This is a genomic window from Dialister sp. i34-0019-2H8 (genome assembly GCF_042846925.1).
In the GTDB taxonomy this organism is placed as follows: Bacteria; Bacillota; Negativicutes; order Veillonellales; family Dialisteraceae; genus Dialister.
Map to the genome: position 1 here is coordinate 1,156,733 of NZ_BAABYQ010000001.1, position 25,719 is coordinate 1,182,451.

General features: G+C 50.4%; 20 protein-coding genes. 19 read left to right on the forward strand and 1 reads right to left on the reverse strand.

From position 1 onward, the window contains the following. Positions 1 to 270 precede the first annotated feature (270 nt). From cobI to ACGG9R_RS04940, 18 genes are all read left to right on the forward strand, one after another. Positions 271 to 984, forward strand: coding sequence for a precorrin-2 C(20)-methyltransferase (gene cobI / locus ACGG9R_RS04855; RefSeq protein WP_390152155.1), 714 nt, complete (start codon positions 271 to 273; stop codon positions 982 to 984). Between the two features lie 2 nt (positions 985 to 986). Beyond that, positions 987 to 2,360, forward strand: a complete 1,374-nt coding sequence (locus tag ACGG9R_RS04860; RefSeq protein ID WP_390152158.1) for a cobyrinate a,c-diamide synthase — start codon at positions 987 to 989, stop codon at positions 2,358 to 2,360. A 103-nt stretch (positions 2,361 to 2,463) separates the two neighbouring features. Then, a complete protein-coding gene (gene cobO, locus ACGG9R_RS04865) occupies positions 2,464 to 3,018 on the forward strand; it encodes a cob(I)yrinic acid a,c-diamide adenosyltransferase (protein ID WP_390152161.1) in 555 nt (184 codons plus the stop codon). Positions 3,019 to 3,428: 410 nt separating this feature from the next. Further along, the gene (gene hpf, locus ACGG9R_RS04870) at positions 3,429 to 3,968 is read left to right on the forward strand and encodes a ribosome hibernation-promoting factor, HPF/YfiA family (protein WP_022106653.1); all 540 of its coding nucleotides are present in this window, start codon (positions 3,429 to 3,431) and stop codon (positions 3,966 to 3,968) included. A 227-nt stretch (positions 3,969 to 4,195) separates the two neighbouring features. Next, positions 4,196 to 6,688, forward strand: coding sequence for a preprotein translocase subunit SecA (gene secA, locus ACGG9R_RS04875; protein ID WP_022106652.1), 2,493 nt, complete (start codon positions 4,196 to 4,198; stop codon positions 6,686 to 6,688). 179 nt (positions 6,689 to 6,867) lie between these two features. After that, positions 6,868 to 7,981, forward strand: a protein-coding gene (prfB, locus tag ACGG9R_RS04880) for a peptide chain release factor 2 (RefSeq protein ID WP_390152165.1) whose coding sequence is annotated in 2 segments (ribosomal slippage) — positions 6,868 to 6,936 and positions 6,938 to 7,981 — 1,113 coding nt in all. Because the reading frame shifts where the segments join, the coding sequence is not laid out codon by codon here. A 13-nt stretch (positions 7,982 to 7,994) separates the two neighbouring features. Next, a complete protein-coding gene (locus tag ACGG9R_RS04885) occupies positions 7,995 to 10,028 on the forward strand; it encodes a DUF5693 family protein (RefSeq protein WP_390152168.1) in 2,034 nt (677 codons plus the stop codon). Next, a complete protein-coding gene (gene csaB / locus ACGG9R_RS04890; protein WP_390152171.1) occupies positions 10,015 to 11,115 on the forward strand; it encodes a polysaccharide pyruvyl transferase CsaB in 1,101 nt (366 codons plus the stop codon). Before ACGG9R_RS04885 ends, csaB begins: the two co-directional genes overlap by 14 nt. Further along, entirely contained in the window at positions 11,112 to 11,945 is an 834-nt protein-coding gene (locus tag ACGG9R_RS04895; RefSeq protein ID WP_022106648.1) for a transketolase, read from the forward strand. Before csaB ends, ACGG9R_RS04895 begins: the two co-directional genes overlap by 4 nt. Further along, a complete protein-coding gene (locus ACGG9R_RS04900; RefSeq protein ID WP_390155089.1) occupies positions 11,945 to 12,877 on the forward strand; it encodes a transketolase family protein in 933 nt (310 codons plus the stop codon). The genes ACGG9R_RS04895 and ACGG9R_RS04900 overlap by 1 nt, the downstream gene beginning before the upstream one ends. A 7-nt stretch (positions 12,878 to 12,884) precedes the next feature. Next, positions 12,885 to 13,571: a cell division ATP-binding protein FtsE gene (gene ftsE, locus ACGG9R_RS04905; protein WP_022106646.1), complete on the forward strand. Its 687-nt coding sequence runs from the start codon at positions 12,885 to 12,887 to the stop codon at positions 13,569 to 13,571. Beyond that, complete coding sequence (gene ftsX / locus ACGG9R_RS04910; protein WP_022106645.1) at positions 13,564 to 14,448, forward strand: permease-like cell division protein FtsX; 885 nt, start codon at positions 13,564 to 13,566, stop codon at positions 14,446 to 14,448. Before ftsE ends, ftsX begins: the two co-directional genes overlap by 8 nt. A gap of 2 nt (positions 14,449 to 14,450) precedes the next feature. After that, the gene (locus ACGG9R_RS04915) at positions 14,451 to 15,617 is read left to right on the forward strand and encodes a murein hydrolase activator EnvC (protein WP_022106644.1); all 1,167 of its coding nucleotides are present in this window, start codon (positions 14,451 to 14,453) and stop codon (positions 15,615 to 15,617) included. Continuing rightward, positions 15,614 to 16,771 carry a S41 family peptidase gene (locus ACGG9R_RS04920; RefSeq protein ID WP_390152175.1) on the forward strand — a complete coding sequence of 386 codons (1,158 nt, stop codon included), beginning with the start codon at positions 15,614 to 15,616 and terminating at the stop codon, positions 16,769 to 16,771. Before ACGG9R_RS04915 ends, ACGG9R_RS04920 begins: the two co-directional genes overlap by 4 nt. Positions 16,772 to 16,857: 86 nt before the next feature. Further along, complete coding sequence (gene folB / locus ACGG9R_RS04925; protein ID WP_390152178.1) at positions 16,858 to 17,223, forward strand: dihydroneopterin aldolase; 366 nt, start codon at positions 16,858 to 16,860, stop codon at positions 17,221 to 17,223. Further along, positions 17,220 to 17,723, forward strand: a complete 504-nt coding sequence (gene folK / locus ACGG9R_RS04930) for a 2-amino-4-hydroxy-6-hydroxymethyldihydropteridine diphosphokinase (RefSeq protein ID WP_390152181.1) — start codon at positions 17,220 to 17,222, stop codon at positions 17,721 to 17,723. The genes folB and folK overlap by 4 nt, the downstream gene beginning before the upstream one ends. After that, positions 17,720 to 21,082 (forward strand): transcription-repair coupling factor, encoded by a 3,363-nt coding sequence (mfd, locus tag ACGG9R_RS04935; RefSeq protein WP_390152183.1) that lies wholly within the window; start codon positions 17,720 to 17,722, stop codon positions 21,080 to 21,082. Before folK ends, mfd begins: the two co-directional genes overlap by 4 nt. A gap of 166 nt (positions 21,083 to 21,248) precedes the next feature. Further along, complete coding sequence (locus ACGG9R_RS04940) at positions 21,249 to 22,850, forward strand: polysaccharide biosynthesis protein (RefSeq protein ID WP_022106635.1); 1,602 nt, start codon at positions 21,249 to 21,251, stop codon at positions 22,848 to 22,850. Between the two features lie 222 nt (positions 22,851 to 23,072). Here the strand turns inward: ACGG9R_RS04940 and lexA are convergent, their stop codons facing one another. Further along, positions 23,073 to 23,699 carry a transcriptional repressor LexA gene (lexA, locus tag ACGG9R_RS04945; protein ID WP_022106634.1) on the reverse strand — a complete coding sequence of 209 codons (627 nt, stop codon included), beginning with the start codon at positions 23,697 to 23,699 and terminating at the stop codon, positions 23,073 to 23,075. Between the two features lie 226 nt (positions 23,700 to 23,925). On the opposite strand from lexA, the gene ACGG9R_RS04950 reads away from it, so the two are divergent. After that, positions 23,926 to 25,575 (forward strand): phospho-sugar mutase, encoded by a 1,650-nt coding sequence (locus ACGG9R_RS04950; RefSeq protein WP_390152188.1) that lies wholly within the window; start codon positions 23,926 to 23,928, stop codon positions 25,573 to 25,575. Positions 25,576 to 25,719 lie beyond the last annotated feature (144 nt).

The following is a 25,719-nucleotide window of genomic DNA, read 5'->3' on the forward strand; positions in this document are numbered from 1 at the left end:
TATATATAATATAATATATAAATATAATACTTGTTTTTTCATTTATATCACTTTCTGTAAATGGAGATTTCCGCGATATCATGACGATATACAAGCGGAATCGGGCAGTCATGAAGTTTCAATATTCTGCAGAACTTAACAATTCGCGAGCCTCTGTGCGCTTTCATATCAATTTCTAACAAAATATGGTACAATAAAATAGTGTATAACAGCAATTTTTAAGGGAACCCCTTTCCCTATAACTGTTTCATAATCATTTTGAGGAGGTTTATGATGAAAAAAGGTAAATTATATGGCATTGGTGTAGGTCCGGGAGATTCAAAACTTCTGACTGTCAAGGCGGTCGAAGCTATCGAGCATGCAGATATGATCATCACACCAAAGACGGAGAAAAAGGAAGGGTCTGTTGCTTTTAATATCGCAAAGCCCTATATCCCGGATACCGTTGAAATTTTCCCGATGGTCTTCCAGATGAATACTGACATGGAGGCTGTGAATAAGCAGTGGGAAATCAACCGCAAGCTGATTCAGGAAAAATTGGATGAAGGGAAGAATCTGGTTTTCCTGACTCTGGGTGATCCGATGCTCTACAGCACATATATGTATATTTTCAATGAGTTCAAAGACTCTGAAGAATATGAAGTCGAGACGATTCCGGGGATCCCTGCTTTTCTCGGCATTGCATCCTATATCGGGCTGCCTGTGACAGAATGGGAGGAAAATGTTCTCATCATTCCGGCGACCTGTGACCCGAAGAAATTTGATCAGGCACTGGCTGCCTGCGATAATGCGGTGATCATGAAAGTATACAAGAGCTTTGCTTTCGTGCAGGAAGAGCTTAGAAAGCATCACATGCTTGAGCGTTCTGTCATGGTATCGCGCGCAGGACTTCCTGATGAGATCGTCATTCGTGATATCGGCGGACTTCCGGCAGATTATAAGCCCAATTATCTGTCTACCATCATTGCCAAAAAGGATAAATAAATATGGAATCTATCGCTCGTCCAAGGATTGTGATCGCCGGTACGAACAGCGGTGTCGGAAAGACGACCATCGTGACCGGACTCTTAGCTTATTTTCATTCCAAGGGATATGCTGTACAGCCTTTCAAAGTAGGTCCAGACTATATTGATCCCGGATTTCATGGAAAGGCGGCCGGGCGAAATTCCTATAATTTGGATACCTGGATGACACCGCCGGACCGATTGGTGCCTACATTTGCCTCGTTGTCGAAAGGGGCGGATATTTCCATTATCGAAGGAGTCATGGGGCTCTATGATGGTGGTGCGAATGGCATCAGCTCGACTGCGGATATCGCAAAGAAACTCAAGGCACCTGTGGTGCTGGTACTCGACTGCAAATCGGTTGGTTACAGCATCGCTGCGACGGCGCTTGGCTTTAGGGAATATGATCCGAATGTCCATATCGCAGGGGTCATCCTGAATCGTCTGGGCACAGACCGACATGAAGCGATGGTGCGCGAGGTCATGGAGAAGATCCATATGCCTGTACTGGGGGCTTTCCACCGGGACGATGCATTGCAGACACCGGAGCGTCATTTGGGCCTTACTCCCGTGACGGAAATTGAAACGCAGGCGCTCATTGAGCACATGGGGGAAGCTGCTGGAAAATGGGTAGATACAGAGGCAGTCTTGAACGTGGCAAGGCAGGCTCCTCTGCTGGAAGTCGAGGAAAGCGAAACAAAACTCAAGGTTAAAAATGTACGCATCGGCGTGGCGCGGGATGAAGCTTTTTCTTTTTATTATCCGGCCAGTCTCGAAGCGCTCGAACGGCAAGGCGCAGAGCTTGTTGATTTTAGTCCGCTCCGGGATTCCAGCATTCCTGACGTCGATGGTCTGATCTTCGGCGGTGGTTTTCCAGAGATGTTTCTTCATGAGTTGGTCGGAAACACGGCTATGAAAGCATCTATTCGGGAAGCGGCTGCATGCGGCATGCCAATCTATGCAGAATGCGGCGGGTTGATGTATCTTTGCGAGAAGATCCAAGACTTTGACGGAGACTCCTATGAGATGGTCGGCCTTGTCCCCGGAGTTTGCGAGATGCAGAAGAAACTCCAGCGTGTGGGCTATGTGACTGGCAAGGCTCTTAGAAAGAGCGTTATCGCAGATCAAGGGGATCTCCTGAAGGGGCATGAGTTTCATTTCTCTACCCTTTCCTGCGGAGAGGATTTCCCTTGGGCATATACTCTTCAGGGGACACGTCAGAAGGCGGGGCACATCGAGGGCTATGCAAAGGACAATGTACTGGCAAGCTATCTGCACCTTTCCTTTGATGGAAATCCAACAGCTGCAGAAAAATGGATCGCATCGTGTGAGGCCTTTAATAAGAGCCGCAAATAGAATGGTTTCATCGAGAAGTACGCAGTTTACGATTGGGCATGGTACTTTTCGGTGGAACCGCAGACGCTGATGCATCATGTATGCTTTTTATGAGGGCGAATCTATGACTGTACAAAAAGGACTGGTTCTGATCAATACAGGGACCGGTAAAGGAAAAACTACGGCGGCCCTGGGGACAGCGATCCGCGCCTGGGGAGATGGCCAGAAGGTGCTGATCCTTCAATTCATCAAGGGAGCCTGGAAGTATGGTGAGCTGAAAGCCGTTGAAACTTTGGGTGAGGGAAATGACCGCATCCAGATTCGGCCGATGGGGGACGGCTTCATCTTCCATAATAAGGATAAAGAAAGTGAAGAAGAATTCCGGCGGAAAACGGAACTGGCTAAGGAAGCCTGGCAGATGGTCGAAAAAGAAGTCATGAGTGATGCATGGGATCTGATTGTTTTAGATGAGATCAATTATGCCATTCACTTTGGCATGATTTCTGCAGGTGAAGTAGCGGAGCTCATTCAGAAAAGACCGGAGCGCCTCAATATGATTCTGACGGGACGCTATGCTGAGCAGCAGCTTATCGATCTTGCAGATACAGTGACTGAGATGACGCTTGTGAAGCATGCTTTCCAGAAAGGCATCCGTGCAAGAAAAGGAATAGAGTTTTAAGGAAACGCGGATAACGATTTGAACAGTGCTTCCTCAATAAAAAGCAGTACCCCATGGGAATGGGGTGCTGCTTTTTAAATGATTGCAAGGTTTACTAATGAAGATTAGGGCTTTGAGATGTACGAGGGGGAAATCGGTGAATGTTGTATCTTTGCAGCCGGTTGGATCTGCCTCTGCTTTGCGCCTGAAGGATTCTGACTTTTCCGCTTTTCTGACGATCGTCGCCAGATCCGGATCTCGAATTTTCCCTTTTATACACATTATTCACACGTTCGTATAAACCCTATTCTGTCAATCCATGACTTTTCGTCGAGTCCTATAGAATTTTTTGATTTGATAAAAATGAGATATCATGTATAATATACATAGAAGGATAAGCAAGAGCTTATTCACGAAAGGAGGATTTCATTATGGAATTAACAGTTAGAGGCAAGAATCTTGAAATGACTGATGCGCTGCATTCCTATGTAGAAAAGCATACAGGTAAGATCCAGAGGTACTTCGATAAACCGATAAAGATTAATGTATTACTCCGTATTTCCAATATGACCAAAACTTGTGAAACTACAGTTTTCGTAGACGGCGTCATTCTTCGTGGTGTCGAAAAATCTGATGATATGTACAAATCTATCGATCTCGTTTTCGACAAGGTGGAACGTCAGATTCATAAATATAAGACTCGTCTGGCAAAGAAATTCAAAGAAAAGAATACATTGTCCCGTCAGTTTGTTCTGGAAAAAGAACCGATCGCTGCACAGGCGGATGCTGATTTTGAGATCGTGAAGACGAAACACTTCAATATCAGCCCAATGTCGCCGGAAGAAGCCATTCTGCAGATGAATCTTCTGGGACACAACTTCTTCATGTTCTTCAATTCGGATACGGAAGCGATGGCTGTCGTATATCGCAGAGATGATGGCAAATATGGCCTGATCGATGCTGAAAAATAAGAAAAGCTGATTTTTTATAAAAAAGGAGCGGAAATTTCCGCTCCTTTTTTGACTATAGCCTACGAGTTTGTTAAAATGAAATAGTATGTAGGTATAGAATTACTGATGGTATAAAAAGAAATGAATATTCTTGTGAGTTTACTCGGTCATGCTTGTATCGGGGTCTCCTTCCTGATTTCTTTTACCATCACTTTTACAACGCTTGTACTATAAAAGGAGCTGTGTCCATGTTTGATAAGTTTTTTGACAGACTCTTCAATGGATCCAATGAGAAGGAAATCAAAAAGATCCGTAAAATTGTAGAGCAACAGATCAATCCTTTGGAGGATGGTCTGAAGAAGCTGAGCGATTCTTCTCTGGCGAACAAAACCAATGAATTCAAAGCACGTCTTGCCAAGGGTGAGACACTGGATGATATCCTACCGGAGGCTTTTGCGGTCATTCGTGAAGCCTCTCGCCGCGTGCTGGGGATGCGTCACTTCGATACCCAGCTGATTGGCGGTATTATTCTGCATCGTGGAAACATCGCTGAGATGTGTACCGGTGAAGGCAAGACGCTGGTTGCTACAGCACCGGTCTATCTGAATGCGCTGGAAGGAAAGGGCGTCCACGTTATTACCGTCAATGATTATCTGGCGAAACGAGACAGCGAATGGATGGGACAGGTATACAAATTTCTGGGTCTCTCCGTCGGCCTTATTATTCATGATCTGGATTTCAACCAGAGAAAAATCGCATACAATTCGGATATCACCTACGGAACAAATAATGAATTCGGTTTTGATTACCTGCGTGATAACATGGTCACTTCCCTCGATCAGATGGTACAGCGCCCGCTACACTATTGCCTGATCGATGAGGTGGACTCCATCCTGATCGATGAAGCTCGTACACCGCTGATCATTTCCGGTCCGGGGCAGAAATCGACAGATGACTACTACACCGTCGCCAAACTCGTCCCACAGCTGAAAAAAGAGGAAGACTACACCATCGATGAGAAGCAGAAGACGGTAGCACCGACCGAAGCCGGTGTGGCAAAGATGGAAAAGCTGCTGCATGTAGAGAACCTCTATGATGCAGAGAATCTGGAGCTGAATCATCTCTTTGTCCAGGCACTCCGTGCACAGACCATGATGACCCGCGATAAAGACTATGTAGTCAAGGACGGGGAAGTCGTTATCGTTGATGAATTTACCGGCCGTCTCATGTATGGCCGCCGCTATTCCGATGGTCTGCATCAGGCGATCGAAGCCAAGGAAGGGCTTGAAGTACAGCGTGAAAGCCAGACGCTAGCGACGATCACTTTCCAGAACTATTTCCGTATGTATGACAAGCTGGCAGGTATGACCGGTACGGCGAAGACGGAAGAGCAGGAATTCATTAAAATTTATGGGCTGCCAGTCCTTCAGGTACCGACGAACAAGCCGATCCAGCGTAAGGATCTGCCGGATGTCATTTTCAAGAACAAACGCGGTAAGTATAAAGCGGTCGTCAGAGAAGTAGAGCGCCGTCATGCGACGGGGCAGCCAATACTGATCGGCACGACATCTATCGAGCAGTCTGAAGAACTTTCGCATATGCTTGATCAGGCGAACATTCCGCACTCTGTCCTGAATGCGAAGTACCATGAACGAGAAGCTGCCATTGTTGCGCTGGCTGGTCAGAAGGGCGCGGTCACGATCGCGACGAACATGGCAGGCCGAGGCACCGATATTTCTCTGGGTGAAGGCGTCGCAGAACTTGGCGGGCTTGCCATTATCGGTACGGAACGACATGAAAGCCGCCGTATCGATAACCAGCTCCGTGGACGTGCCGGCCGTCAGGGGGATCCGGGTTCCAGCCAGTTCTTCCTGTCTTTGGAAGATGACCTGCTTCGTATCTTTGGCGGGGATAACATCAAGAGCTTTATGGAAAAGATGGGCCTTGAAGAAGATGAACCGATCAACAGCCGCATGGTTTCAAATGCCATTCAGAAAGCACAGAAACGTGTCGAAGCACGCAACTTTGATATTCGTAAATACGTCCTGGAATACGATGATGTCATGAACCAGCAGCGTAAAGTCGTCTATGACCAGCGCAGAAAGATCCTTGAAGGCGAAGACATGAAAGACCAGATCCTTTCTATGGTGGATAACATCATCGAGAAGGGGATGGAGACCTATGCTGATCCGAAGCTGTATCCGGAAGAATGGGATTTCGCTGGCCTGTTGAAGTATGCGGAAAAATATTTCCTGGCTCCGGGCGACCTGAAGCTTGAAGAAATCGAAGACATGAGTCGTGAAGAAGTCGAAGATAAGCTGAAAACCATGGCTCATGAGACATACAATGCAAGAGAAGAATCCATTGGGTCTCCTATGATGCGCGAACTTGAAAAAGCGGTCATGCTGAAGGTCGTCGATTCTAAGTGGATGGAACACTTAGATGACATGGATATGCTTAAGGAAGGCATCAGCCTGCGTTCCTATGGTCAGAGAAATCCGATCGTAGAATACAAGGTTGAAGCGTTCGACATTTTCGAAGAAATGCAGCAGGCCATGATGGAAACCATCATCCTTTACCTCTATCACATCCAGATCCGCTTTACAACAGATCCGGAAGAAGGGGCGCACCTTGAAAAACCGGAAGCTCCGGCAGCTGAGGATCATTTGAAGGAAGCCGAAGAGCACTATGTCGACGACAATGGAGATGCGGAGACAGAAGCGGCTGAAGAGAAAAAATAAGCACGAATAGCAGTTTTTCTATGATCGAGGATATGACCTTGATCAGGATCCGCTATATTTAGTTTGTGTAATCCAGCAAATGTTATTCATCAGTCTGCCACCTGGCAGCCTGATGATTTGCTGTTTTATTTTATAGTATTAAAAAATAATCACAAAACAGAAAGCGAGATGACTATCAGATGTTGGAAGATTTGAAAAAAACCTTGACAGACCTGCTGAATCATGAAAAAGAAATAAGGGATTCACTTTGACTTACCTCAGCTGAAAGAAAGAATTGCAAGTTACGATATTCAGATGAGTGATCCGACATTCTGGGATGATGCAGATAAAGCCCGTGAGATCTCACAGGCAGCAACAGAAGCCAAGGATGCCTATGATACATACACCCGCCTCTTTGACAGAGCAGAAAGCCTGAAGGATCTTCTGGATCTTGCCATCGAGGAAGATGATCAGGGGATGGAGCCGGAAATTAAGGCAGAGCTTGATGAGCTGAAAGAGATCCTTGATAAAAAGGAAATCGAGCTTCTTCTGAGCGAACCCTATGATGCGAACAATGCCATCATCACGTTCCATGCCGGGGCAGGCGGTACCGAAGCCCAGGACTGGACCGAGATGCTGATCCGAATGTATATCAAATGGGCAGAAGCGGAAGGCTTTGCTATCGAGGAGCTGAATATGCTTCCTGGCGATGAAGCCGGTATCAAGAGTGCGGAATACATGGTCAAAGGCAAGTACGCCTACGGATTCCTGAAATCCGAAAAAGGGGTCCACCGTCTTGTCCGTATTTCTCCTTTTGATGCGGCGAAACGTCGTCATACGTCTTTCTCCGCCGTGGATGTCATGCCGGAAATCAGTGATGATGTCGAAGTCGATCTGAACATGGCAGATGTCCGTGTGGATTATTATCGTTCCAGCGGTGCCGGCGGACAGCATATCAATAAGACGAGCTCGGCTGTCCGAATGACTCATATTCCTACGGGGATCGTCGCTGCCTGCCAGAATGAACGCTCCCAGTTCCAGAATAAGGAACAGTGTCTTCGTCTTCTCCGTGCCAAGCTGTATGAACTCGAGCTGAAGAAACGCGAACAGATGACCAAAGACATCGAAGGCGAGCAGCAGGCGATCGAATGGGGCAGCCAGATCCGTTCCTATGTATTCCAGCCGTATACCCTTGTCAAGGATAACCGGACGGGCATTGAAACGGGCAATATCCAGGGCGTCATGGATGGGGATCTGAATCCTTTCATTGAAGGCTTCCTGAAACAGAACAAATTCAACATCAAAGCAAAGTAAAAGGATGGATAGAATGAAAGGTTTACAACAGACCGTCTTCAAACTGCTAGCCGTTCTGATTCTGATCGGAGCCATGGCGGGAGCCTGGATTTCCTGGCAGCGTTACCATGTAGAAGCGGCTGCCCAGACCGTTGAAATGGTCTACGATTATAACAATATCCTGGATAGTGCAGCTGTTGAGCGAACCACCACAGATGCGCTTTTTGAGCTGTATCGTAAAAATGGTGTGACTTCGCTTGCGGTCTATGATGAAACCCCGGAAAAGCTCGTAAATCACAATTTCATTCGTGTATATCGTGGTTATGAATTTCAGGCGCGGCATCCGGAGATTTCGGGCATCCTGCCGGATAAGATCTATATCCAGCCGGTGGATACAGCGGATGGAAGCACCTATTTTAAGGAAATGGCTGACCATCTCTCGCTTCTTTACAGCAGGGATGAGGTCAAGGCGATTTCAGAAAATGGGGTTGAAGCTCTTGAAGTCTCTGGCGTCTATGATAAATTCATGACGATGCCGCTTGGCATTTTCACAAATACGGTCAAACGCGCCGGATCGCATGGCTTTTATGTTGTCCTTCGTCCGGCTAATGTGGCGCATGCGCCCAAGGCCTTCATCGATGATTTTTTCCACGCGGTCGATGCTTCGGATAAAGTCAGCGGTGTCATTTTCCAGGGAAAAGAAGTTTTCGGCTACAAGGAATATCAGAAGGAAGTCACTGAGGGGCTCAACCAGCGGCGCATCCCGATCGTCATGATCGAAGCGCAGAGTCAGCTCGGCTTTGAACCGCAGGCAGGGCTGCTGGATATGGCGCGTCATTCGGATTACCATCTGGTGCGTCTCTATGCGATGTCCAAGGATGAGCTGATCAAGCTGAATCAGAAAGAAGCAGCGGCTCGATTCTACATTTCAGATATTGAAAGAAATATCCGTATGAATCTTTTCCCATCGTATAAGTTTGCACTGGATGGAAAAACGCTCTCTGAGACGAATGCGGCATACATCGCCGGCGTCAGGGATCGTCTGGAAAATCATGGCTTTTCTGTCGGTAAAGCCTCTGTGATGGATGCCTATTTCCCGGAGAAACCGCTTCGCGCTGTCGCTATGGCAGGTGCGGTATCTCTTATCGTGCTAACCTTGCTTTTACTCATTCCGCAGCTTTCCCGGTATGGAATGGCAATAGAAGTGGTGGGGGTCATCGGGGCAGAAGTGCTTTACTGGATCCTCCATGTGAATATCCTTCTGCAGCTTCTGGCACTTGGTGCGGCGGTCTGCACGCCTGTTGTCGTTGTGTCTCTCTTCCTTCAGTATTGCTTAAAAAAGAAAGACACGGCTTTTTCAGAAGTCGGCTGGGGACGTCTCTTCGGCGAGTCAGTCATGATCCTTTGGGGCTGCGGGGTCCTTTCGTTGATCGGAGCCTGCTTCGTCAGCGGTCTTCTGAGCGATATCCGTTTCTTTCTGGAAATGGAATATTTCCGTGGCGTCAAAGCGACTTTTGTGTTGCCGCTGGTTCTGATTTCCGTTGTCTACATCCAGAAATTCCCATTCTTTGGAAAAACTGTGACATCCGATAAGGATTTTGTTTCTTTTGTCAAGAAATTCTGCTCGATCCAGATTCGTCTGGGACTTCTTGCAGGACTTGGCGTTCTGGCCATTGTCGGCCTTGTCTTTATCGGGCGTAGTGGTAACAATGGGGCTCCTGTTCCGCAGTTTGAGATCGCGCTTCGCCGTTTCCTCGAAGATGTGATGTATGCACGCCCCAGAGAGAAGGAATTCCTCTTCGGACATCCTGCTGTGCTTGTCTCTCTTGCTGCGCTCTATCGGAAATGGCCGCAGCTCCTGCACTATTTCCTGATCGTCGCCGTGACGATTGGGCAGGGATCTATGGTGGAAACTTTCGCACACATGAGGAGTCCGTTTATTCTTAGCTTTATTCGTGGACTGGATGGTCTGGCCGCCGGTACGCTCTCTATGGTGGGCGCACTTCTTGCAGTCATGATCCTTGTCCGTCTGACGAAGTTCTTTGGAGAACGATATGGCAAAGTATAATATTGTGATCTCCGGTTATTATGGATTTCATAATGCCGGGGATGAAGCGATGCTGCTTGCCATACTACAGGCGCTTCGGAAGACCTTCAACGCGCCCTCTATCACTGTGATCTCGGGAAATCCTTCGGATACGGCAAGAACATTCGGAGTGAAGGCTGTGCCTCGCTTCGGCATTCTGCCGATCCTCTCATCTCTTTTTCGGACAGATCTCCTGATCAGTGGCGGCGGGAGCCTGCTGCAGGATGTGACCAGCTGGAAAAGCATGATCTATTATCTCACCATCATCATTGTTGGTGTGCTTTTCCGGAAACAGGTCTTCCTCTATTCGCAGGGGATCGGTCCTGTGCGTTACCGGATCATCCGTATTATACTGAAGCATGTATTAAACCATGTGGATGCCATCACGGTGCGTGACAGTGAGTCGAAGGGATTTCTTCAGCGACTCGGGGTACATCGCACCATTTATACGACGGCGGACGCTGTACTTTCTCTTGATCCTGTTTCTTTGGAGAAAGGGAAGGAAATCCTCGCAAGGAATCATGTGGACCCTTCGAAGAAACGGGTCGGTATCGCCATACGCAGCTGGGCGGATACTTCTCGCTGGATGAAGCCGCTTCGTGCCTATATCGAGCGGCTCACCCGGGAGAAGGACTGCTCGGTCGTCTTGATTCCGATGCAGTTTCCGGAAGACAAGCGCGCAGCGGAAGCAGAGATCGAAGAGAGCGACCGAGTCCATGTGCTAAAAGAATCCTACAGCATTGAAGAGTTGATTTCACTCATGGGAAATATGGATGTCGTCGTGGGTATGCGGCTGCATGCCATGATCTTCTCTGCTTTGATGCATGTCCCTTTTCTGGGTATCTCTTATGATCCGAAAATCGATAATTTCTTGGCACTGATTCATAGAAAAGCATCCTGCTCGATTCATCATATGGATGCTGAAACATTGTACAAGGATACTTGCCGTTTCCTGGATGCGCCGGCCTCGCTAGAAGAATGGAAGCAGGTCGACGAGCTGAGAAAACAGGCTTGTGAGAATGTAAAAATATTGAAATCTTTAGTGAATCACAAGGAGGAAAACAAATGAGTCAGCTGACAGCAGAAGAGCTTACTGCTCTCAAAAGCAAGGCAAAAGATGTACGCATCGACATTTTGAAAATGATCACCAAAGCCAACTCTGGCCATACGGGTGGTTCTCTTTCCGCCGCGGACATCCTGACCTTACTGTTTTTCCATGAAATGAAGGTAGATCCCAAAGATCCGAAGAAGGCTGACCGTGACCGTCTGGTCCTCTCCAAAGGCCATGCAGCACCGGCCCTCTATGCCGTACTGGCTGAAAAAGGATATTTCCCCAAAGAAGAGCTGGATACCCTTCGTCAGGCAGGTCATATGCTGCAGGGGCATCCGGATATGAAACATACACCGGGAGTCGACATGACGACCGGCTCTCTGGGACAGGGCATCAGCGCTGCCTGCGGTATGGCGCTTGCTTCCAAGATGAACAAGGCTGACTGGAGAGTGTATGCGATCCTGGGGGATGGCGAACTCGAAGAAGGACAGGTCTGGGAGGCAGCCATGTATGCGGCGCATTACAAGCTCGACCATCTGACGGCTTTCGTAGATAACAACGGGCTGCAGATCGATGGACCGATCACAGAGGTCATGTCCTCACTTCCTATCGGAGAAAAATTCCAGGCTTTTGGCTGGCATGTCATTGAAACCGATGGGCATGATATGGAAAAACTTCATGAAGCCATTGAAGAGGCAAAGACCATTTCCGGCAAACCGACCATGATCGTCATGAAGACGGTCAAGGGCAAAGGCGTACCGGAAATTGAAAATCAGGTCGGCTGGCATGGCAAGGCACCAAGCAAAGAAGAATGTGAAAGATTTATTAAAGCAGTGGAGGCAGAATGATGGGTAAGGCAACTCGTGACGCATACGGTGAAGCACTGAAAGAACTCGGTGCTGTAAATCCTGATATCGTAGTTTTGGATGCTGACCTCTCTGCATCCACCAAGACGCAGGTTTTTGCCAAAGCATATCCGGATCGTTTCTTCGATACTGGCATTGCTGAAGGGAATATGATGGGCGTGGCAGCGGGTCTTGCTGCGGCTGGCAAGATCCCATTCGCTTCGACATTTGCTGTTTTCGGTGCGGGCAGAGCGTATGAACAGATCAGAAACTCCATCTGCTACCCGAAACTGAATGTCAAAGTGGCGGTCACTCATTCCGGCCTGACGGTCGGTGAAGATGGTGCGACCCACCAGATGCTCGAAGACATTACACTCATGCGTGCGCTGCCGAATATGACGGTTGTCGTTCCGGCTGATGCCGCTGAGACGAAAGCTGTGATCAAGTGGGCAGCGGACTACCATGGTCCGGTGTATATCCGTATGGGCCGCGCGAAATGCGATGATATCTGTCCAGAGGATTATACCTTCACTCCGGGCGTTTCTTATGAAGCGATTTCCGGCAGTGATGTGACCATCATCGCCTGCGGTATCATGGTCGCTAAAGCCGTGAAAGCAGCAGAGCTTTTGAAAGAAAAAGGAATTTCTGCGCGTGTGATCAACATGAGCTCCATCAAACCGATCGATGAGAAAGCCATCCTGAAAGCGGCAGAAGAGACTGGTGCGATTCTGACCTGTGAAGAACATACGGTAAAAGGTGGGCTTGGCGGCGCTGTCGCTGAGGTACTTTGTCTCCATAAACCGGTACCGATGTCTATGATCGGAACGGAAGACACCTTCGGTGAATCCGGCAAGGCTGATGATCTGCTTGAAAAATATGGTCTCACCGCAGAACACATTGCGGAAGAAGCAGCCGCATTGATCGCCAGGAAGTGAGGATTTAATGATTACGTTTGATCAGGTGTCCCTGCAGTACGATGCAAAACACACCGCGCTCAGTAACATTAATATTCATATCGACAAAGGGGAGTTCGTTTTTATCGTGGGCCCTTCCGGCGCCGGTAAATCGACATTTGTTAAAATTTTGACGCATGAGCTGGTGCCGGAACAGGGCACAGTCGTTGTCAATGGTCTTACGATCAATAAGCTGAAATCCAGTAAGATCCCATACTATCGGCGTACGCTGGGGATTGTATTTCAGGATTTCAGACTGCTCTCCGAAAAGACCGTATACGAAAATATTGCCTTTGTTCTTCGCGTTACGGGGGCAAAGAGCCGTGAGATCAAGCCGAAGGTACAGCGTGTGCTGGATCTGGTCGGACTGCGCGGAAAGGAGAAGGAGCTTCCTTCCAAGCTCTCGGGTGGTGAACAGCAGCGCGTGGCGATTGCCCGTGCTCTGGTGAACCAGCCGATCCTTCTCATCGCGGACGAACCGACAGGAAATCTGGATCCGAATACGTCGGAAGATATCATGAAGCTGTTCAACGAGATCAATCACATGGGGACGACCATCATCATGGTCACTCATAACAAGGATCTGGTCAATGCGATGCATAAACGTGTCGTCATGATCGAAGAAGGGCATATCGTGAATGATGTTAAAAAGGGAGGCTATGACCTGAATGTTTAGTTCATTATCCTATTTCTGGGGTGAAACATTCCGTTCCCTTTTCAGAAATCGCTTCATGGCCATCGCTTCCGTCCTGACCGTGACATTATCTATGTTTATCTTGGGCGTCTTTCTTTCAGCCGTGCTGAATATCAACCACATGGCGTCTTACCTTGAAAATCAGGTCGAGATGACGGTTTATCTGAAGGACGGACTCACGACCGATCAGGTCATGGGTATCGGCAAGTATCTGAAAGCGCAGCCCGGCATGAAGGAGATCAAATTCACGAACAAAGACCAGGCGATGAAGGATTTCCGTGAACGCATGGGGGATCAGCAGGGGCTTCTCGATGCTATCAATGGCAATCCTCTCCCCGCATCGTACCAGATGTCCTTCCAGACGCCGGAGCAGCTGAAAACAGCGGCGGAAGTTGTCGCCAAGTATCAGGGTGTCGAGACTGTCCAGTATGGGAAGGATATTATCGAACAGCTTTATAAAGTTGCACAGGTCATCCGTCTCTCGGGGATCGTACTCATCATCTTCCTGGCCGGTGCCGAGCTCTTTATCATTTCTAATACCATCCGCCTTACGGTTTTTGCCAGAAGAAGAGAGATCCAGATCATGAAGTACGTCGGTGCCTCCAATGGCTTCATTCGCTGGCCGTTCCTTTTCGAAGGCATGGTCATCGGGTTTTTAGGATCCGGATTTGCTTCGCTCATTCTGTGGGAAGGCTATAAAACGGTCGTCTCCGAAATGGCAGCAGCTGGTCTTGTCTTCATTCCGATGATTCCGCTATGGCCATTTATGGGATATACCACTCTCATTATTTTGGCGGCCGGCATTGTGATCGGTGTCATGGGGAGTGCCATTTCGCTCCGTAAGTATATGAAGGTGTAATTATGAAAACACATCAGAAGATACTTTCGGCAGCGATCGCCTCTTTGCTGCTGACAGGGGCGGTGGTTCCCTCGATCGCAGACGATCTGGAGGATGAGCTGCAGGATATTCAGGGGCAGATCGATGAGTCGCGTTCTTCGCAGGAGAGCTGGCAGCAGGTCATCGAAGATGTCGCTGTCAAGTTGAAAGCCATTCAGGCAGACCTTGATGCGGCGAATGCCCGTCTGAAGAGCATTCAGGACGAGCAGGCGAAAGTGAATGCGGAGATCCGCCAGACGGAGGAAGAGATCCGCAAAGCGCAGGCCTATCTGGAGCAGCGCCAAAAGGTGCTGAACCTTCGTGTGCGTTCGATCTATAAATTTGGTCAGCTGAATTATCTGGAAGTCATTATGGGGGCGAAAAGCTTCAGCGATTTTGCGAACCGACTGGAACTTTTGAAACGCATCATCCAGTCTGACTATAGCCTGATTCTGGAGATCCAGGATCAGAAGGCAAAAATCGAAGCAAAGAAAGCCGAATTGGAGCAGGATCGGGCACGGCTCGATGCATTGGCAGAAGAAGCGAAGAAGGTACAGGCAGAGGTCGCGAAGAAGAAAGCCGAGCAGCAGAGAGTCCTCGATAATGCGAAAGCCAATAAGGCGGCAGCAGCACAGATGGAGCAGGATCTCATTGCCCGTTCCAATGCGGTCAAAGACCTCATTCAGGAGCGCATCCGTCAGGCTGAAGCCGCAAGGCAGGCGCAGCAGGAAGAAAGCGGCGGCAGTGATGATAACTATGTGCAGGGCACGGGACAGCTTTCCTGGCCATGCAGCGGTGTCATCACGTCTCCCTACGGATATCGTACCCATCCGATTTTCGGGCGTACCATCTATCACTCGGGGATGGATATCGGTGTCGACTATGGTACGCCGATCCATGCAGCAGACAGCGGGACTGTCATTTATTCCGGTTGGATCAGCGGCTACGGCAATGCCGTCATCATTGATCATGGCGGCGGTATGCAGACGCTGTATGGGCACAACCAGTCTCTCAATGTATCGGAAGGGCAGTCCGTGTCAAAAGGAGACGTCATTGCCTTTGCCGGCTCGACCGGAAACTCGACGGGGCCGCACTGCCATTTCGAAGTGGAAATCAATGGGCAGGCTGTCGATCCTATGGGATATTTATGATGAAAAAACAAATCTGGCATTCTTTCAAAAACTATGCGCCCGGCTTTGTGCTGGGGGTGGTATGTACCGCATCTTTGGCTGGAGGTGCGGTATTCCACTTTACGGATGATCCGAAGGCACTCATTACTTTCCTGCTGGATTTTCAGGAGATCAAGCAGAACTACTTCCGTCCGATAGAGGATAAGACGCTCTTTGCCGGAGCATCGCAGGGGATGTTTGCCTCTGTCGGCGATCCTTATACCATGGTACTTTCCGGAGATGCGTATGAATCCTTCATGCAGAGCGCTACGGGAGAATATGGCGGGATCGGCGTCGTCATGGGGCAGGGAGAGGGCAGCAGGCCGGTCATTTTGAAGGTTTTCGACCATGGTACAGCGCATGATGCGGGGCTTGCTGCCGGAGATGTACTTCTTGCTATCGATGGCAAGGAAACGGATGCGCTCGGGCTTACAGGGACGGCATCGGCTGTCCGCGGAGAAAAAGGAACGTCGGTAGAGATGGATGTCGAACGCAATGGCGAAGCCTTGCATTTTACCGTGGAACGGTCAGAGATCTCCATGCCGACGGTGCAGAGTGCGATGGCCGGTGACGATATTGGCTACATTCATATTTTCTCCTTCGGGAAGCACACCGCCGATGATTTCCGTGACCAGCTCGCTTCTTTGAAGATCGCCGGAGCCAAAAAACTGATCATTGACGTTCGCATGAATCCGGGCGGGATGATCTATGCAGTGACTGATGTGGCGAATCAGATACTCACCAAGGGAACGGTCGTGAGCTATCACACCAAGAATGGCGAGTCAGAGTCCTATGATATCGAGGGAATAGAGGATCCTTTGCCGATGGTTGTCCTGATCGATAAGAATAGTGCCAGTGCTTCTGAGATTCTGGCTGGTGCGGTGCAGGATAAACAGGAAGGAACCATCATTGGGGAAAATTCCTATGGCAAAGGGACGGTGCAGGCGGTCTTTGATGCCGGTGAGCAGAAGGCACTCAAGATTTCTATCGCAGAGTATCGGACGCCTTCTGGGAAGACGATCGACAAGGTGGGCATCCATCCGGATATTGAAGTCTCGCAGACAGGATTTCCTTTCGATCCCTCCACTGACTCTGTCTATCAGAAGGCGATCGAAGTACTGTCCGACGGGAACTGACGTGTTTCCTTGGGGCATCGCTCCCGGGGAGGGCGTGATGTCTCTACTGCTGGGCATTGATCTTTTATAACGAATGAGGGATACGCATGGATACAATCAAACTGACTCGCATGGCCTTTTTCGGCTATCACGGTGATGAGCCGGAGGAGACGAAATTAGGACAGCGTTTTTATATTGATGTGGAGCTGCATCTTGATTTATCCAAGGTCGGAGAGACGGACTGTCTCGAAGACTCTGTGAATTATGTAGCGGTGTACCAGATGGTGAAAGAACGGGCGGAGGGCGGCCCTTACAAGCTGCTGGAACGCCTCGCCGGCGTCATCAATGCAGATGTTCTTGCTGCTTTTCCGCTGGTAGATGAGATTACGACCACGGTTCACAAACCAGGTTCTCCCATTCCCGGGATTCTGGACGATGTATCAGTGACACTGACCAAAAAGAGAGAAAAATGAATCAAAAATATATCATTTCCCTTGGGTCCAATCAGGGGAATTCACTGGCCATTCTGAGGCAGGCGGCTGTAACGCTTGAGGCGGCAGAGGGACTTCATATCGAGAAGAAGTCTGCCATCTATGAGACGCTGCCTTGGGGCAAAACCGACCAGCCCGTCTTTCTGAATGCTGTCATGGAGATCAGCTGGGAAGGGCCTGCCGAAGATTTGATGGCGCTTTTGCTGTCTGTCGAAAAACAGTTCGGACGCACCCGCGATGTGCATTGGGGGCCGAGGACGCTGGATCTGGATCTGATTTACAGTGACGGCATCCAGAGTGATACCCCATTTCTTCATTTGCCGCATCCCTATTTCTGGGAGCGGCCTTTTGTGCTGGTCCCGATGGCGGATGTCTGCCCGGATTTCATGTATCAGGGGACATCCATCCTATCTCGTATCTGGACGCTTCATGGAGAGAAAGAGGTCAAGCGGACAGCGTATGGCTGGGAGGGAGAAGAATGACTGAAAAGATCCCGATGATCGCAGATGTGCGTGCGGCGGCTGCTGCGGCAGCGCTTCCGCCTTTTGTGATGGATACCGCGATGGGGCCGCAGCTTGCGAAAGAGTGCGCGGCGCGGCTGTCTCATTCCTGGGAGATGGATCCCGCTTCTTCTCCGACAGTCCTGATGGGGATCACAAGTTCGCAGAAGGCGCTGGCACTCTCGGCGGCCATGCAGTCTTTCGGGACGGCCATCGTTGTCGTGCCGGAGCAGAGGGATATTTTCCGCTGGGAGGAAGACCTTGCTTTTTTTCTGCCGGAGACACCCATTTATTCCTTTCCACTTGTCGAAGAGACCGGCTTTCAGGTGACATTCTCCGGTTCGGAGCGTTTGCGTGACCGAATGCGGACATTGGGAGCCATGCTGACAGGAAGACCTGGCATCATCCTTGCTACGGCCGTGGAAGCGGCGCAGAAGGTGGTCAGCCCATCGCAGCTGGAGGAGAGTGCATTTCAGGTCTCTGTCGGAGAGGAGATCGGATGGAACGCTTTGCAGGAGAAGCTGACGTCTGCCGGCTATGAACGGGTGGATCAGGTCGAGCGCTGCGGTCATTTTGCGGTGCGCGGCGACATCATCGACATTTTCCCTATCAATGAAGAGCATCCTGTCCGCATCGAGCTTTTCGATGATGAAGTCGACAGCGTGCGGCTTTTTGATGAGGATACGCAGCGCTCTATCGATGACAGAAAATCGCAGCTTTTCCTGCCGCTTGACGAACAGGGCGGGGGAGAGGCGCTTGTTTTCTCGTACCTTTCGAAGGCTCTTGTCTTTTATGATGAACCGCAGCGGTGCGAAGAATCGCTGAAACGATACTTCAAGGAGGATGCCGCGCATAAAAAAGCGGCGCTATCCTGGAAAGAGGTCATCGGACAGGCGCGCAAGGCGAAGAATAAGGAAATCGTATGCACTCTGCTCAAGCGAAAACTGACAGGCTTTGATACGGAGCGGGATGTGGCATGGCAAGGTCACACCATGACGAACTACCAGCGGCAGATCCCGATCTTCATGGAGGATCTCAAAAATCTGCTCGCAAAGGGATGGAAAGTCCTCTCTCTCGCTCCCCGGCCCTCGGAGGAAAGGGAGCTTTCCGCGCTTTTTTCTGATTTTCACATCCCACAGAGCCGCACGCTGGAGGCGGGGAAGGTCACGCTGATCCATGGCCTTCTGTCGGAAGGCTTTGAGCTTACCGATGATACACTGGCTGTCATTACAGCGGGAGATGTACTGGGGAAGCAGAAGGTGCGCCGCGTGCGTTCTGGTCCGAAGGGGAAGCAGATCCGCTATTTCTCAGATCTGAATCCCGGCGACTATGTCGTGCAGGCCACGCATGGTATCGGCAAGTACCTCGGGATCCGTACCATCGAGCTTTCCGGCATTCACAGGGATTATATCACGATCCAGTATGCGGGAAATGACAAGCTCTATCTTCCCGTCGAAAAGATTTCTTCGCTGGAAAAATATATCGGCCCGGAAGGGGAAACGCCGAAGCTCCATGACATGGGGAGCAGCGCGTGGACGAAGGCGCGGGCGAAGGCCAAAAAGTCCATCGAGGAACTGGCAGAAAAGCTGCTTGCCGTCTATGCGAAGCGTGAGATCACGCAGGGGATCGCTTTTGCCCCGGATACGGCTGAGCAGCGTGAATTCGAAGACACATTCCCCTATGTGGAAACGACAGATCAGCTCCTCGCGATCGATGCCATCAAAAAAGCCATGGAAAAACCGATGCCGATGGATATGCTCCTATGCGGAGATGTGGGCTTTGGAAAAACGGAAGTCGCGATGCGAGCTGTCTTCAAATGCATCATGTCCGGCTATCAGGCATTCGTCCTTTGCCCGACGACGGTCCTCGCGGAGCAGCATTATAAGAATTTCAAGGAACGGATGGAAAGCTTCGGCGTCCGTCTGGCAGTACTGAACCGTTTCACGACAGCCAAGGAAAAGAACCGCATCTATCAGGAGATGGAAAGCGGCACGCTGGATGTGGTCATCGGTACCCATGCGGTCCTGAATAAGAAGGTGCATCCGAAGAAGCTAGGGCTTCTCGTCGTCGATGAAGAGCAGCGCTTCGGTGTCGTGCAGAAGGAGAAGTGGAAATCTCTGGTATCCGGCATCGATGTGCTGACACTGTCTGCGACACCGATACCTCGTACCCTTCACATGAGTCTCACCGGCGTCCGCGATATGGTGACGATCACGACGCCGCCATCGAATCGCCATGCGATCCAGACGTATGTGACGGAGTACGATGACCATATCGTTAAAGATGCCATTCTCCATGAGAAAGAGCGAGGCGGGCAGACGTTCTTCGTCTACAACCGCATCGAAACAATCGGAGCGATGGCTGACCATTTGCGAAGCATTCTTCCCGAAGATGTGACCATCGGCATCGCCTATGGGCGCATGGAAGGGCGGCAGCTCGAAAAAGTCATGCTCGATTTCTATCAGGGAAAGTATGATGTCCTTCTCTGCACGACGCTCATCGAGAATGGTCTGGACCAGCCGAATGCGAATACCATGCTTGTCTATGATGCTGACCGCCTGGGGCTTTCACAGATCTATCAGATGCGAGGGCGCGTCGGTCGTTCTGAAAAGATCGCGCGGGCGTGGTTCTTCTACCGGCGGGGGAAGGTGCTTTCCGAGGTGGCAGAAAAACGACTGGATACGATCCGTGAATTCACCGAGCTCGGAAGCGGCTTCAAAGTCGCCATGCGGGATCTGGAGATCCGCGGTGCCGGGAATCTTCTCGGGAGAGAGCAGCATGGTAATATCGCCAGCATCGGCTTTGCGGCATACTGCTCCATGCTTGAAGAAGCGGTGGAGCGACTGCGCGCCGTCCGTGAGAACCGGCCTGTACCGAAGAAGCTGCCGAATACCACGATCGAGTTCCGTCAGGATGCGTATCTTGACAGCGGATATATCGCAAATCAGGAACAGAAGATGGAGATCTATCGACGCCTTGCGGCGATAGAAGATGAGAAAACACTCACCGATCTCATCGATGAGGTGATCGATCGCTTCGGTACGCCAAGCCAGCCGGCGGAGAAGCTCTTCCGTATCTCGGAAATCCGTGTGAAAGCACGTCATCTGGGGATCGGAAGCATCATCGACGAGGGGGACAGCCTCCTTGTCACCTGGGCTGATGAAAGCTTCATGCATGGGTGGGATCCGATGAAGCTTCCAAAGACATGGCTCCCGTATCTGAAATTCCTTCCGGGATCTCCAGCCAAGCTCCATATCCATAAGGCACTTATCAAAGGGACAATGACAGACTGGATGGCTGACTTTATGGATGAGCTGAAAAGGGAAACAGGGAAACAATGACCATGACCGGATCTGTTTCGCTGACGTCTTTCACACAGCTTTGTCTCGGAACACATTCCGTGAAACAAATTGACCTTTACAATTTCGCTTAAATCTGATATGACTATATAGTAACGCCTGCGAGAGTCGATCTCGCAGGGAGTCATATGTTGCAAAAAGGTGAAACATGCGTAAAAATTCTTTTATTCAAGGGGCATTGATCCTGACCATTGCCGGGATCATTGTCAAATTCATCGGTGCTTTCAGCCGCATTTACCTCTCGCGCCTGCTCGGCGGGGAAGGGATCGGACTGTATCAGATGGCATATCCGATCTATCTGCTCTGTCTTTCTGTTTCTTCTGCGGGACTGCCGGTCGCGATCTCCATCATGGTCGCAGAAAGAAATGCGGTGAACGACTATTTCGGCGGACAGAAGGTCTTCCGTATTTCCATGATCGCACTCATCATGACGGGAGTCCTCTTCAGCGGACTGCTCTTCTTCGGCGCACAGTGGCTGGTCGATACCGGCATCGTGCGTGACCAGAGAGCGTACTGGTCGCTCTTGGCCCTCTCTCCGGCGGTTTTCTGCGCGACGCTGCTCGCGACGCTGCGCGGGTATTTCCAAGGGCTGCAACTGATGACGCCGACGGCGGTCTCGCAGATCTTAGAGCAGGTCGTCCGTGTCGTGACGATGATCGCTTTCGCGGTCATCCTGCTGCCGTATGGTCTGGAGTTCGGTGCTGCGGGTGCTACGCTGGGGGCAGCACCGGGTGCTTTTATGGGGATCCTTGTCCTGATCGGGTTCTATTACATGACAAGAAACTGGCGTAAGGAGCTGGCCTCTGAACAGGATACCTCTATCAAGCCGCAGAGTGCGATGTCGATCATCAAAAGACTGCTGGTCCTTGCCATTCCGGTTTCTCTGGCGAATATCATGCTGCCGATCGTTTCGAATATCGATCTGCTGATCGTGCCGCGTCGTCTGGAAGTGGCAGGATTTGCTGTCGAAGAAGCGACGACACTCTTCGGCTATCTGACAGGCATGGCGACGGCACTCGTCAATATGCCGACTATCGTGACGGCGTCTTTGGCGGCCAGTCTGGTGCCTGTCATTTCGGAAGCCATCGCGCAGAAGAAGGATGATGTCGTCATGACGCGTACAGACACGGCGATGCGTCTGGCCAATCTCATCACGATACCTGCTTTCATCGGGATGTGTGTTATCGCGACTCCGATCTCCGATATGCTGTACGCGACCCGCGATGCAGGCCCGTGTATCGCCGTCATGAGCTTCGGCGTATTCCTGCTCGGTGTGCAGCAGGTCACGACAGGCGTGCTGCAGGGGATGGGTAAGACCGCGATCCCGTTCCTGAACATGGTTGTTTCGGCGTGTGTGAAGGTCTTCCTCTCCTGGAATCTCACCGCCATCCCGGCGTGGGGCGTGCTCGGCGCAGCATGGGCGACGAATGCGGACTTCGGTGTGGCGGCTGTTCTGAATCTGATTTTCCTCTATAAATACAGACGCTATACGATGGATATTCTCCATACCGTGAAGCTTTTCATCGCAGCAGGTATCATGGGCGCAGTCGTGCTCGGTGTGTATCATGCGGTGTTTACCCTGATCCACAGCAATACCCTTTCGACACTCGCCTCCATTGCTGTCGGCGGCGTGGTCTACCTCGTAGCCATCGTCGTCATCCGTGCAGTAAAGCCGGAAGACGTACAGGGCGTGCCGAAGATCGGCCCTAAGCTCGCAGCGATGGTTTCCCGCATGAGCTTTGGGAAATGACTAGTGGCTAGGGACTGGTAGCTAGTGGCTAGGGATTAGGATCTCACATTCTGCTTTTTTCGAAATCAAAAAGGCCATGGATTGTATCGCATTGCGATATTCTCCATGGCTTTTTTGTAATGAAAACAAATTGAGACTAGCTGTCCAGTGGGAAAAATTTCTAATCCCTAGCTACTTCCTGAATACTAATTTCAGTGACTAGTCACTAGTCACTAAACAAAATCACATATGCCGGTAGAGGCCGATGACTTTGCCGCGGATAATGACTTCTTTGGCAATGATCGGCTGGTACTCATCATTTTCCGGCTGCAGACGGATGTGATCTTCCTCTTTGTAGAAGCGCTTGACGGTCGCATCTTCATTGCCAATGAGTGCGACTACGATGTCGCCATCCTGCGCGTCATCCTGCTCGGAAACGATGAGGTAGTCGCCTTCATGGATGCCTGCATTGATCATGCTGTCGCCGCGGACGATGAGCATGAAGCAGTTGTTATCCTTGCCGATGAGTTCGGCCGGCAGGGGATAGACGGACTCCGTGTGTTCATCTGCGGTGATCGGTTCGCCTGCACGGACGGCTCCGACGAGCGGCATCGGGATCATCTTCTTGCGGCGCCAGGTATCGGCCACGACTTCGATCGCGCGCGAAGAGTCAGGATTCTTACGGATCGCGCCCTTAAGTTCCAGACGCTTCAGATAATTGTGCACGGTGGATGTCGAGCGCAGACCGACCGCCTCTCCGATCTCGCGGACAGTCGGGGGGAAGCCGCTGTCCCAGATCTTCTGACGGATAAATTCAAGGATCGATTTTTCGCGTGTGGTCAGTTCATTCGGATTGTTTTTTTTTCTCATGGGAAGGTCCTTTCTTTGATTTCTTGCTCTCAACTTGTCTCTATTATACCTTATTCGAGAGAAAATAGAAACATTTGTTTATCAGAATCCTTGTTTGTAAAAAATACTGCATTCTTTTATAACAAAACCAATGAGCGGTTTCTAATATCTCCGTTGGAAATCCATTTCGGTATCCATTATAATAATGAAAATATGACTTCACCGATTTCTATGAAGGAGGATACGAATGAGCTATCAAGAAACATATAAAGACTGGCTGACGTGGGCGGATGAAGAAACGAAGGAAGAGCTCCTGCGCCTGACGGACGAAAAAGAGATCGAAGACCGTTTTTATAAGGATCTGGAATTTGGTACAGCCGGGCTGCGCGGTATCATGGGCGCGGGCACGAACCGCATGAATCGCTATACGGTCGCCAAAGCGACAAGAGGGCTTGCTGATTATCTGAAAAAGGAGCATCCGGAGACTTTTTCACAGGGCGTGGTCATTGCCTATGATTCCAGAAATCATTCCGATGACTTTGCGAAAGAAGCCGCTCGTGTGTTGACATCGGCCGGGATCCCCGTCCGCATTTTCGAAGAACTCGAACCGATTCCTGTCCTTTCTTTTGCGGTCAAATATTTCCATGCCGCGGCTGGTGTGGTCGTGACAGCGAGCCACAATCCGGCAGAATATAATGGATACAAGGTCTATGGTGCCAATGGCGCGCAGCTGGTGCCGAAGGATGCAGACGTCCTGACGGCTTATGTCGAAGCGGTGACAGATCTTTCGCATATCGAAGATGAGGGAAATGATGCCCTCATGAACTGGCTGGGACATAAAACTGTCACCCGCTTTCTGACCGCGATCTTCCGGCAGTCCCTGTATCAGGGAAATCCGCCGCCGCTCTCCATCGTCTACACACCGCTTCACGGCAGCGGGGCAAAGCCAGTCCGGGCCATTCTGGCGGAAGCCGGTTTCACCAATGTGCATATCGTGAAGGAGCAGGAGCTGCCGGATGGCGACTTCCCGACCGTCTCTGCGCCGAATCCGGAGAATGAAGATGCTCTCTCGATGGGAATCGCCCTCGCAAAAAAAGTGGGCGCAGATATCGTCATCGGGACTGACCCGGACAGTGACCGTATCGGCAGCGCGGTACGAAAAGGGGATGACTTTGTCCTGATTTCCGGAAATCAGATGGGCGCACTCCTGACATACTTCCTCTGCCTCACCCGAAAAGAGACGCTGACACCGGCATCCACCATGGTAAAAACGGTCGTGACCGGCGAGCTTGGTGCAGAAATCGGACGCCGCTATGGCCTGAAGGTCGTAGAAACACTGACCGGCTTCAAGTATATCGGAGAAAAGATCTCCCAGTGGGAAAAGGATTCCGCGCATGACTACTTCTTCGGCTATGAAGAAAGCTACGGCTATCTTGCCGGGACGCACGCACAGGATAAAGATGCGGTCGTTTCTGCCATGCTTATCTGTGAAATGGCGGCTTACTTCAAGAATGAGGGAAAGACGCTTTCCGATGTGCTCGATGAACTCTATACCGACTTCGGCTACTACTACGACAAGACCACATCCTATACCCTGAAAGGGATCGAAGGCCTTGCAAAGATCCGCGGCATCATGAAGCATCTCAGGGACATCGATGTGAAGGAGATATTCCCAGAGATCGACTCCGTCATTGACTTTGAAGCCGGTATCGGTGATCTGCCGAAGGAAAATGTCCTGAAATATAAGGTAAAGACAGGCGGCTGGATGGCCGTACGCCCGAGCGGCACGGAGCCGAAGATCAAGATCTACTATTCCCTCAAAGGAAAAGACGAGAAAGAGGCTCTGGATGCATTTGCCGACTTCAAGGCAAGATGGGAGAGGGCACTGGGATTGTAGGCCGCCGACGGTGGGAGATCACGCTTGCGGTATTCTTCTTTCGAAGCCTTCCCCGGCGGAGAAGGCGGATGAGGAGAGATGTGTCATTTGAAGAACGCAGGACATCTCCCAAGAGGCAAGCCTTGAACCTCTCATCCCTTAGTG

What these genes read in the sequence shown, in the direction of transcription:
- ACGG9R_RS04920 (WP_390152175.1), top strand. Translation starts at nt 15,614, where the DNA reads ATGATGAAAAAACAAATCTGGCATTCTTTCAAAAACTATGCGCCCGGC.
- ACGG9R_RS04950 (WP_390152188.1), top strand. Translation starts at nt 23,926, where the DNA reads ATGAGCTATCAAGAAACATATAAAGACTGGCTGACGTGGGCGGATGAA.
- ACGG9R_RS04940 (WP_022106635.1), top strand. Translation starts at nt 21,249, where the DNA reads ATGCGTAAAAATTCTTTTATTCAAGGGGCATTGATCCTGACCATTGCC.
- ACGG9R_RS04860 (WP_390152158.1), top strand. Translation starts at nt 987, where the DNA reads ATGGAATCTATCGCTCGTCCAAGGATTGTGATCGCCGGTACGAACAGC.
- lexA (WP_022106634.1), bottom strand. Translation starts at nt 23,699, where the DNA reads ATGAGAAAAAAAAACAATCCGAATGAACTGACCACACGCGAAAAATCG.
- folK (WP_390152181.1), top strand. Translation starts at nt 17,220, where the DNA reads ATGAATCAAAAATATATCATTTCCCTTGGGTCCAATCAGGGGAATTCA.
- ftsX (WP_022106645.1), top strand. Translation starts at nt 13,564, where the DNA reads ATGTTTAGTTCATTATCCTATTTCTGGGGTGAAACATTCCGTTCCCTT.
- ACGG9R_RS04915 (WP_022106644.1), top strand. Translation starts at nt 14,451, where the DNA reads ATGAAAACACATCAGAAGATACTTTCGGCAGCGATCGCCTCTTTGCTG.
- ACGG9R_RS04900 (WP_390155089.1), top strand. Translation starts at nt 11,945, where the DNA reads ATGGGTAAGGCAACTCGTGACGCATACGGTGAAGCACTGAAAGAACTC.
- hpf (WP_022106653.1), top strand. Translation starts at nt 3,429, where the DNA reads ATGGAATTAACAGTTAGAGGCAAGAATCTTGAAATGACTGATGCGCTG.
- csaB (WP_390152171.1), top strand. Translation starts at nt 10,015, where the DNA reads ATGGCAAAGTATAATATTGTGATCTCCGGTTATTATGGATTTCATAAT.
- cobI (WP_390152155.1), top strand. Translation starts at nt 271, where the DNA reads ATGATGAAAAAAGGTAAATTATATGGCATTGGTGTAGGTCCGGGAGAT.
- ACGG9R_RS04885 (WP_390152168.1), top strand. Translation starts at nt 7,995, where the DNA reads ATGAAAGGTTTACAACAGACCGTCTTCAAACTGCTAGCCGTTCTGATT.
- cobO (WP_390152161.1), top strand. Translation starts at nt 2,464, where the DNA reads ATGACTGTACAAAAAGGACTGGTTCTGATCAATACAGGGACCGGTAAA.
- ACGG9R_RS04895 (WP_022106648.1), top strand. Translation starts at nt 11,112, where the DNA reads ATGAGTCAGCTGACAGCAGAAGAGCTTACTGCTCTCAAAAGCAAGGCA.
- folB (WP_390152178.1), top strand. Translation starts at nt 16,858, where the DNA reads ATGGATACAATCAAACTGACTCGCATGGCCTTTTTCGGCTATCACGGT.
- mfd (WP_390152183.1), top strand. Translation starts at nt 17,720, where the DNA reads ATGACTGAAAAGATCCCGATGATCGCAGATGTGCGTGCGGCGGCTGCT.
- secA (WP_022106652.1), top strand. Translation starts at nt 4,196, where the DNA reads ATGTTTGATAAGTTTTTTGACAGACTCTTCAATGGATCCAATGAGAAG.
- ftsE (WP_022106646.1), top strand. Translation starts at nt 12,885, where the DNA reads ATGATTACGTTTGATCAGGTGTCCCTGCAGTACGATGCAAAACACACC.